The sequence below is a fragment of the Zoogloea sp. LCSB751 genome (genome assembly GCF_002028455.1).
In the GTDB taxonomy this organism is placed as follows: Bacteria; Pseudomonadota; Gammaproteobacteria; order Burkholderiales; family Rhodocyclaceae; genus Zoogloea.
Map to the genome: position 1 here is coordinate 1 of NZ_MWUM01000621.1, position 236 is coordinate 236.

Consider the following 236-nt stretch of genomic DNA (forward strand, 5'->3'; position numbering starts at 1 on the left):
GTCCCATTAGTTGGCATCATTTAGCCGATTTGAATCGTTATACTTTAGGTATTGTGCAGGATTATGTGAATACCGACTCGCTGGATGTAATGATAGCTTCAGGGAGTCAACCCGTTGAAGCGGCAACATCCGATGAGCAAAATATCAAAAAGGTGGCGGCTGGTCGTATTGACGGCGCTGTGATTGATATTAATGTGCTGCATTATCTACTTAAACAACCCCACCTTCAGCCGCTC

General features: G+C 44.9%; 1 protein-coding gene. It reads left to right on the top strand.

Translation table 11 applies throughout. From position 1 onward, the window contains the following. Positions 1 to 236: transporter substrate-binding domain-containing protein (locus B4920_RS27945; protein ID WP_139379785.1), on the top strand; the 236-nt coding region annotated here is incomplete at both ends.